This window comes from Pseudomonas sp. SDO524_S393, from assembly GCF_054071875.1.
In genome coordinates, this window is sequence record NZ_JBSVVZ010000045.1 from 45,737 (window position 1) to 53,166 (window position 7,430).

Sequence of the window (7,430 nt, forward strand, 5' to 3'; positions counted from 1 at the left end):
TGTTGCGAAGTTTGGCGGCATAATGCGCGCTTAATCCGCCGCTTTTCTAATCCTCCCATCTTTCATGAAGGGTTCAGCATGCACGTACTGGTCTGTGAAGACGACGAACTGATCGCCAGCGGTATCGTGGCCGGCCTTGGCGCACAGGGCTTTACCGTCGAGCGCGTGGCTTCGGCCGCTGCGGCGCGGGCGATGCTCAAGGCGGCGACGTTCGACATCATGGTGCTCGACCTCGGCCTGCCCGACGAAGATGGCCTCAAGCTGTTGCAGCAACAGCGCAACCAGGGCCTGGAGATTCCCGTGCTGATCCTCACCGCCCGGGACTCGGTGACCAACCGCGTCGACGGCCTGCAAGCCGGCGCCGACGATTACCTGCTCAAGCCCTTCGACCTGCGCGAACTCGCCGCACGCCTGCAAACCCTGCTGCGCCGGGTGGCCGGACGCAGCGTCAACCTGATCGAGCATGGTCGACTGACTTACGATCCGAGCAGCCGCGAAACCTTCCTGGGGGGCCAGCCGGTGGACCTGTCACGCCGCGAGCAGGCGCTGTTGCAGGCCCTGCTGCACAACAAGGGCCGGGTGCTGTCCAGCGAACAGCTCAAAGACAGCGTCTATGGCTTCAATGACGAGCTGGAAAGCAACGCCCTGAACGTGCATATCCATCATTTGCGGCGCAAGTTGGGCAACGGCATCGTCGAGACCGTGCGCGGACTGGGTTATCGCCTGGGTCCGGCTGACGGTGGAGAGCAGGTGTCGTGAAAAGCCTGCGCCTGCGGCTGACGTTCAAGCTGGGCGCCGCTTTTGTGCTGATCTGGGCCCTGGCAGCCGCCTGGATGCTCAACGATCTGCGCAACCAGATGATGTTCTCCCTCGACCAGCGCCTGGTGGCGTCGGCGCGCATGGTGGCCGGGCTGACCGAGCAGATGCCGGGCCTGGCCAGCGTGAGCGGTGGGGCGCATTTCAGCGCCGAACAGTTGAACGTGCCGGGTGGCATGGCGTGCCAGGTCAGCTCGTTGCGCGGCGAAATCCTGGCGCGCAGCCACACGACGCCGGATGAAGGCCTGGAATCGCGCCGCAGCGGGTTTCGCGACCAGATGATCGACGGCGTGGGTTGGCGCAGTTTCACCTTGTCCCGGGGCGACTTGCTGATCACCACCGCTGACCGCCAAGTGGAGCGCGAGGCGCTGAACCTGTCGATCCTGTTGGCTGCCTCCGCGCCGGTGGGCGTGGCAATGCTCGGCTGCCTGTGCCTGCTGTGGCTGGGCATCGGCCAGAGCCTGTTGCCGCTCAATCGCATGCGCGACGCGCTGATGCGGCGCAGTGCCGACTCCCTCGAACCCTTGCAGATTCACCCGCTGCCCAGCGAGCTCAAGCCGTTGCTCGACACCCAGAACCAGTTGTTGCAGCGCATCGCCAAGACCATCGAGCGCGAACGCCGCCTGACCGGCGACGCTGCTCACGAACTGCGCAGCCCGCTGACGGCGATCAAGACCCACCTGCAAGTGGCCCGCATGACCGACGGCGCTGCGCGTGACCAGTCCCTGGCCCATGCCGAGGAGGGTGCAGACCGTCTGCACCGTACCCTGGAGCAATTACTGCTGTTGGCCCGGGTGGAGGGCAACCTGTCGTTTGACGATGGCATGCACTCCAGTGCCGAACAGGTCGCGCGCCTGGCGATCCAGGATGCCAACGCGGGCGACAACTCGCGCATCGACCTGATCCTGCCGGACACCCTCAGCGACCGCCCGGTGGAAATGCCGGTGGGCCTGGCCATCGCGGCCCTGCGCAACCTGCTGGACAACGCCCTGCGCCATACCCCGGCCGATACCCGTGTGGAACTCAGTGTGCTCACCACCGCCGACAACGTGGTGTTCCGCGTGCGCGACCACGGCAAGCAGATCTCCAGCGAAGACCTGCAATACCTCACCCAGCGCTTCTGGCGCAACGGCAGCAGCGAAGGCTGCGGCCTGGGCCTGGCCATCGTGCAGGCGATCGTGCAGCGCTGCTCCTGTTCACTGAAGTTCGACAGCCAGGCCGATGGCTTGCGGGTTGAGTTGGGCATGCCGCTGCGCCGCTGAACCGTTAAGGATCAACCCCCAAATAATTACCGCCCTGCTGAAGTGGCAGCCTTCAGGATGGCGGTAATTTTTTTGCGTTTGAACGGGCTGAACGACTCAGCCTGACTTGAAAAGGACAGCTGCCATGTTGGTCATCGATACCACCTTTCCCTCTCAACACTTCAACGAGCGTAACGGCGAGCCCGTGCGCCAAGTGGTGCTGCACTACACCGCGTTGCCGTTTGTGCCCTCCCTGAATACCCTGACCCGCGATGGGGTCAGCGCCCATTACCTGCTGCCAGACCCCACAGAACCGGGTTATTGCGCCGCCGGTTATGAGGAGCTGCGCGCGTTTCGTCTGGTGGAGGAAGACAAGCGTGCCTGGCACGCCGGGGTGAGTCATTGGGACGGGCGGGACAACCTCAACAGCCGCTCGATTGGCATCGAGCTGGTCAACCTGGCGCGAGACGAACAGGGGATCTTTACCTTTCCCGATTATGCGCAAGAGCAGGTCACTGTGCTGATTGCGCTGCTGCGCGACATGCTCGGTCGGTATCCGCAGATCGGGCCGACCGACATTCTCGGGCACTCGGACGTGGCGTACTGGCGTAAAAGCGACCCGGGCCCCCGGTTACCCTGGCGACAACTGCATGATGCGGGGGTAGGGGCCTGGTTCGACGAAGCGACCCGAGCGATGTACCAGCGCCGCTTTTGCCTGGGGTTGCCGCCGGAGGTCGAAGTGGAACGGGCGTTTCAGCGTTACGGTTATGCGCCGGCGCGCAACCGCCAAGCCTTCGAGCAGCGCACCCGGGCGTTTCAGATGCATTTTCGGCCCCGGGATTATGGCGGGCATCTGGACGCGCAAACCTGCGCAATTCTATATGCCTTGAACGACAAGTACCGAGGCCTGTGAGGCTCGGCACATTTTGATCTTCATCCGTCAGTTCGCGACCTCTGCCCTAAATCCTCGCCTGGCTGGCGCGTTTCTACAGCAGGAACCAGATGAGGGATCGAGTAATGTCCGTCGCTATCAGCCGTATCGAAGACACGTCGCTTCAAGAAACGCTCTACCAGTTCGACGAAACCCCTCTGCTGGCCCGTCAGCGTCAGCAGGAGTCCAACGCCCGCAGTTATCCGCGACGCATCCCGCTGGCGCTCAAGCGCGCCAAGGGTCTTTACGTGGAGGACGTGGAGGGGCGTCGTTTCATCGACTGCCTGGCCGGTGCCGGGACTCTGGCGCTGGGGCATAACCACCCGGTGGTGATCGAGGCCATCCAGCAAGTGCTGGCCGATGAGCTGCCGCTGCATACCCTGGACCTCACCACGCCGGTCAAGGACCAGTTCGTGCAGGACCTGTTCGGCCTGTTGCCGACGGAACTGGCACAGCAGGCGAAGATCCAGTTCTGCGGCCCTACCGGTACCGATGCCGTGGAGGCGGCGCTGAAACTGGTGCGCACCGCCACCGGGCGCAGCACGGTATTGTCGTTTCAGGGCGGTTACCACGGCATGAGCCAGGGCGCCTTGAGCCTGATGGGCAGCCTGGGGCCGAAGAAGCCCTTGGGTGGCCTGCTCGGCAATGGCGTGCAGTTCTTGCCGTACCCCTATGACTATCGCTGCCCGTTCGGCCTGGGCGGCGCCGAAGGCGTACGGGTCAACCTGCATTACCTGGAAAACCTGCTCAACGACCCGGAAGCCGGGGTGTTGCTGCCGGCGGCGGTGATCGTCGAAGTGGTACAGGGCGAGGGCGGTGTGATTCCGGCCGACCTCGACTGGCTGCGCGGCCTGCGGCGTATCACCGAGCAGGCAGGCGTGGCGCTGATCGTCGATGAAATCCAGAGCGGTTTCGGGCGTACGGGCAAAATGTTTGCCTTCGAACATGCCGGGATCATTCCGGATGTGGTGGTGATGTCCAAGGCTATCGGCGGCAGCTTGCCGTTGGCGGTGGTGGTGTACCGCGACTGGCTCGACACCTGGCTGCCAGGCGCCCATGCCGGCACCTTCCGTGGCAACCAGATGGCGATGGCGGCAGGCTCGGCGGTGATGCGCTACCTCAAGGACCACGACCTGGCCGGCCACGCGGCGGCCATGGGCGAGCGCCTGGGCGAACACCTGCGCATCCTGCAGCGCGACTTCCCGCAGCTGGGGGATATTCGCGGTCGCGGGCTGATGCTCGGCGTCGAACTGGTCGACCCCGACGGCGCCCTCGATATCCAGGGCCATCCGCCGGTACATCGCCAGTTGGCGCCATTGGTACAGCGCGAATGCCTCAAGCGTGGCCTGATTCTCGAACTGGGCGGCCGGCACGGCAGCGTGGTGCGCTTCCTGCCACCGCTGGTGATCACCGCCGCTGAAGTCGACCAGGTCGCCGACATCTTCGGTCGGGCCCTGGCCGCCGCTGTGGCCAGCCTCTAATTTTTTGCAGGTTTGGAACGTTTCTACAGATAGCCGTGCTGCGCAGTGCGCGCAGCCAACCCTCTAACCATGGAGAACAGCAATGACCTCAGTATTTGACCGCGACGACATCCTGTTTCAGGTAGTGGTCAACCATGAAGAACAGTATTCCATCTGGCCTGACTACAAGGTCGTGCCGGAAGGCTGGCGCACCGTTGGCAAGAGCGGCATGAAGAAGGAATGCCTGGCCTACATCGAAGAAGTCTGGACCGACATGCGTCCGTTGAGCCTGCGCCAGAAGATGGACGGCGCGGCTGTCGCTTAAGTAGCGCACACCAAATGTGGGAGCTGGCTTGCCTGCGATAGCGGTGGGTCAGCCGGCACATTTGGCACAGATACACCGTTATCGCAGGCAAGCCAGCTCCCACATTAAAGCAGTGTTGCCTTCTAGCTGGTTTTTTCTTTTTCCAATCCGCCCGATGCCCCCGTCACCACCTGCACACTCAAGCGCGGCGTGGCCAGGTCCAGTCCGGCTTCATCCAGATGTCGTTTGAGCGACAGATTGAACGCCCGTGACACTTCCCATTGTTTGATCGGCGCGGTCTTGAAGCGAGCCCGCAGGATCGCGCTGCCCGACTCGAAACTTTCCACCCCCTGAATCTCCAGCGGCGACCAGATATTGCGGCGTTGCAGCGGGTCGTTGCGGATCTTCTGACCGACGTCGCGCATCAGCTTGATGGCATCGTCGATGTCCATGCTGTGGGGGATCGCCACGCGGAAGATCGCGTAGCCGAATTCCCGCGAGTAGTTCTTGATGCTCTTGATTTCGCTGAATGGAATGGTGTGCACGATGCCGTCGATGTCCCGCAGGCGCACGGTGCGGATGGTCAAGCCTTCCACCGTGCCGAGGTGGCCGCCGACGTCCACGTAGTCATCGATGGCCAGGGAGTCTTCGATGATGATGAACAGACCCGTGATCAGGTCCGCCACCAGCGACTGCGCACCAAAGCCGATCGCCAGGCCGATCACACCGGCACCGGCCAGCAACGGGGTGACGTTCATGCCCATGTTCGCCAGGGCGACGATGGCGGCAATGATGAAAATGGTCACGAACAGCACGTTGCGGATCAACGGCATCATGGTCTGCGCACGGGCGTTGGCCAGGCCTTTGCGCGAACGGGTCAGGGCGTGATGAATCGCCGTGTCGCTGAGGATCCAGATCAGCCAGGCGAACAACAGCGTCCCGGCCAGGCCGAACAGCTTGACGCTCACTTCATGGCCATCGCCTTCGGTGAAGCGGATCAGCGACAGGCCCCATACCCGCAGGCCCAGTTCGATAAACACCAGCCACACCACCAGGTGGGCCAGGGTGTAGACAAAGCTTTTCAGGCGTTCGGAGTACAGCGCATGGCGTTTGTGCCCGCGTTGCGGCTTGAGGGCATGGCGGCGTACCAGGCCGTTGATCACCATGCACAACACCAGCAGCACCGTGCACAGCAAGGATTGGCGCAAGGCGGTGCTGGTGTCGCCGGCGGACAGGAACGTGGCGAACAGCGAGATGCCCACCAGCAACAAGGCCGGGAGATACCAGAACGAGCCGATGATTTCGATGGTGTCGCTGAGCGCGCGGCGGGTCAGGCGGCGCGACAGCGGCTGGTTGCGGATCAGGTGAGCGATGGGACGGCGGAACCGCAAGATGAACACGCCGGTGGACAGCGCGGCCATGACATTGGCGACAGTCGCCGCCGTGTGGGCCAGGTGTTGGCCCAGGGCCTGGACCAGCCGTGGGTCGCTCAGGGCTTCACCGAAGGCGGCAAAACTGCCGATCCACCATAACGGGCGGAATGCCTGATGACGCAGGATGTACAGCGCGCGATGGCGGTGCGGGCCGTCGAGCAGGGAGAAGGCAATCACGCAGATCGCCGAGAAGCAGGTACCCACCACCAGCGCATAGGCCAGCACCATGGCCAGGGATTTGCCCAGCGACGAGGGCAGCGCGTAACTCAGGTAAACGGTGATCACCAGTGCGATCATCCAGGGCCCGAGCTTGCGCAACGCGAAGCGCAACATGTCCCAGGTGCGCGGATGTTGCGGCAGCTCTTCCGGCAGGCCGAATCGCTCGCGCACGCGGTGGCTGAGCCAGATCAGTGCGTAGGCCAACAGGCTCCACACCGCCAGGATCAGGGCGAAACCGAAAATGATCGGCAACCATTCATTGGCTGGCAGCATCAGGGCGCTGAGTTCGTCACCGGCCTGGTCGATTTCATTCGACCAGCGGCCCAGCGGGCTGTCGGCACCGGAGAACTGCGCTTCCAGGTTGGCCAGAGTGCCGCCGATCAGGCCCAGTACACCTTGTTCGGCGGCGGGCTGGGCTTTTTGCGTGGCCTCGCGCAGCTTCTTCAGGTCGCTCAGCAACTGGGTGCGTTGCTGATCGTTTTCCAGGGTCTTGATCACTTCGTCCAGCGACTGGCCCAAGGGCACGTCGGCCTGGGGCTGGGGCTTGTTGGCACTGCCCAGCAGGCCGGGCAGGCTGACGGCCTGGGCAGGTGCGAAGGGCAGCAGCGTGAGCAGGGCGATCAGCAGGTAGCAGGGCAGGGCGAACAGACGGGAAAACACGAGGCGGTCAACCTTGAAAACGACGGGTTGACCGAGTGTACGAGTGCAATCGTCATTCAGCCAGTTTTGCGAGGATCTTGTACACCACGGTACCCAGGATCAGCAGCATGCCGAGCCACATGCCAAACACGCCGAGGGGCTTGTCGCGAAAGTTGAAGCCGACCGCCAGCATGATCATGCCGATCAGAATGGGAATGAGCATGGCGTGGAACGAGGACATGGAAATCATGGGGCGACGGCCTTGTCGGAGTGGGAATACTGACAAGTTTAGGTCGGATTATGGGAAATGGTGTTGATGTGTGTCAGGTGGAGTTCGGCGTGCCTGAGGCCGCAATCGCGGGCAAGCCCGCTCCCACAGTTTGGAAT

General features: G+C 63.1%; 7 protein-coding genes. 5 read left to right on the forward strand and 2 right to left on the reverse strand.

Annotated features, from left to right (window positions below; translation table 11 throughout):
- Nucleotides 1–78 precede the first annotated feature (78 nt).
- The 5 genes from ACW9IB_RS19385 (at nt 79) to ACW9IB_RS19405 (ending at nt 4,773) form a co-directional block, all read left to right on the forward strand.
- Nucleotides 79–759 carry a response regulator gene (locus tag ACW9IB_RS19385; RefSeq protein WP_457369185.1) on the forward strand — a complete coding sequence of 227 codons (681 nt, stop codon included), beginning with the start codon at nt 79–81 and terminating at the stop codon, nt 757–759.
- Entirely contained in the window at nt 756–2,078 is a 1,323-nt protein-coding gene (locus ACW9IB_RS19390; RefSeq protein WP_457414965.1) for an ATP-binding protein, read from the forward strand. Before ACW9IB_RS19385 ends, ACW9IB_RS19390 begins: the two co-directional genes overlap by 4 nt.
- Before the next feature lie 124 nt (nt 2,079–2,202).
- On the forward strand, nt 2,203–2,970 hold the full coding sequence (locus ACW9IB_RS19395; protein ID WP_457414967.1) for an N-acetylmuramoyl-L-alanine amidase: 768 nt from the start codon (nt 2,203–2,205) through the stop codon (nt 2,968–2,970).
- Between the two features lie 104 nt (nt 2,971–3,074).
- Nucleotides 3,075–4,469 carry a diaminobutyrate--2-oxoglutarate transaminase gene (locus tag ACW9IB_RS19400; RefSeq protein WP_457414968.1) on the forward strand — a complete coding sequence of 465 codons (1,395 nt, stop codon included), beginning with the start codon at nt 3,075–3,077 and terminating at the stop codon, nt 4,467–4,469.
- Between the two features lie 82 nt (nt 4,470–4,551).
- Nucleotides 4,552–4,773 (forward strand): MbtH family protein, encoded by a 222-nt coding sequence (locus tag ACW9IB_RS19405; protein ID WP_457369181.1) that lies wholly within the window; start codon nt 4,552–4,554, stop codon nt 4,771–4,773.
- Between the two features lie 122 nt (nt 4,774–4,895).
- On the opposite strand, the gene ACW9IB_RS19410 is transcribed toward ACW9IB_RS19405, so the two are convergent.
- Together ACW9IB_RS19410 and ACW9IB_RS19415 are read right to left on the reverse strand one after the other, a co-directional pair.
- Nucleotides 4,896–7,064 (reverse strand): mechanosensitive ion channel family protein, encoded by a 2,169-nt coding sequence (locus ACW9IB_RS19410; RefSeq protein WP_457369232.1) that lies wholly within the window; start codon nt 7,062–7,064, stop codon nt 4,896–4,898.
- A 52-nt stretch (nt 7,065–7,116) separates the two neighbouring features.
- On the reverse strand, nt 7,117–7,293 hold the full coding sequence (locus tag ACW9IB_RS19415) for a hypothetical protein (protein ID WP_163034621.1): 177 nt from the start codon (nt 7,291–7,293) through the stop codon (nt 7,117–7,119).
- Nucleotides 7,294–7,430 lie beyond the last annotated feature (137 nt).

Excerpts from the sequence above, each read along its gene's own strand:
- ACW9IB_RS19385 (WP_457369185.1), top strand. The coding sequence starts at position 79 with ATGCACGTACTGGTCTGTGAAGACGACGAACTGATCGCCAGCGGTATC.
- ACW9IB_RS19395 (WP_457414967.1), top strand. The coding sequence starts at position 2,203 with ATGTTGGTCATCGATACCACCTTTCCCTCTCAACACTTCAACGAGCGT.
- ACW9IB_RS19400 (WP_457414968.1), top strand. The coding sequence starts at position 3,075 with ATGTCCGTCGCTATCAGCCGTATCGAAGACACGTCGCTTCAAGAAACG.
- ACW9IB_RS19405 (WP_457369181.1), top strand. The coding sequence starts at position 4,552 with ATGACCTCAGTATTTGACCGCGACGACATCCTGTTTCAGGTAGTGGTC.
- ACW9IB_RS19415 (WP_163034621.1), bottom strand. The coding sequence starts at position 7,293 with ATGATTTCCATGTCCTCGTTCCACGCCATGCTCATTCCCATTCTGATC.